General features: G+C 26.4%; 2 protein-coding genes. Both read left to right on the top strand.

Going from position 1 to position 709, the window contains the following annotated elements; genetic code table 11:
* Positions 1-198 precede the first annotated feature (198 nt).
* The gene (locus HMPREF1984_RS10825; RefSeq protein WP_021765794.1) at positions 199-399 is read left to right on the top strand and encodes a hypothetical protein; all 201 of its coding nucleotides are present in this window, start codon (positions 199-201) and stop codon (positions 397-399) included.
* Positions 371-709, top strand: a 339-nt coding sequence (locus HMPREF1984_RS10820) for a replication initiation protein (RefSeq protein ID WP_021765793.1), incomplete at its 3' end; no start/stop codon positions are given. The genes HMPREF1984_RS10825 and HMPREF1984_RS10820, both read left to right, overlap by 29 nt.

Here is a 709-nt window from a genome sequence, read left to right as displayed (position 1 = left end):
AAGAAATTACCCACTTTAAAACAAGAAATTACCCGATTTTTTAAAAATACTTGTTTTTAATTGAGAAATATGCTATGATATCTATGCTGGAGGTTTTTATGAATGAGATTGTAAAATATAGAAATGAAATGAACAAAGTTGCTCTCAGAAATTTTAAGTCCAAAGAATTGGATTTATTTATAGCAATTTGTTAGCAGAATGAGAGAGAAAAACGAACAAGAAATTACTTTTACATTTGATTATCTGAAGGAATTGACAAAATACGAAACATCTCATAGCACTGATTTATTTTTCAAAGAATTAAAATCAATGTATGACAAATTGATTCAATGTGTTTGGGGATGGGAGAATGAAAAGGAAATTGTAAGATTTGTATTATTTACGAAGTACAAAAGTTGATAAAGATAATCAAACTGTTAAAGTTAAAGTTAACGAAGAATTTACGTGGGTGTTAAATGTTCTCACAGAAGGATTATTTACTAGATTTGAATTAGAAGAATTTATTGAATTAAAATCTAGCTACACTAAAGAATTTTACAGGAGAATGAAACAGTTTAGGACAACAGGGATATGGAAAGTTAGTATTGAAGAATTTAGAAGATTACTAGATGTACCAGCTAATTATCGTATTTGTGATATTGATAATTGGGTTTTAAAACCTATTCAAAAAGAATTGAAGAAAAAATATAATCTGAAGATTAAAAAAAAA

Source organism: Leptotrichia sp. oral taxon 215 str. W9775, from assembly GCF_000469505.1.
In the GTDB taxonomy this organism is placed as follows: domain Bacteria; phylum Fusobacteriota; class Fusobacteriia; order Fusobacteriales; family Leptotrichiaceae; genus Leptotrichia_A.
Note: the sequence above shows the minus strand (reverse complement) of the source record. Positions and strands in the feature narration are given on the sequence as shown.

Bases quoted from the DNA above. Each gene is read 5' to 3' on its own strand.
- HMPREF1984_RS10825 (WP_021765794.1), top strand. From the start codon at position 199: ATGAGAGAGAAAAACGAACAAGAAATTACTTTTACATTTGATTATCTG.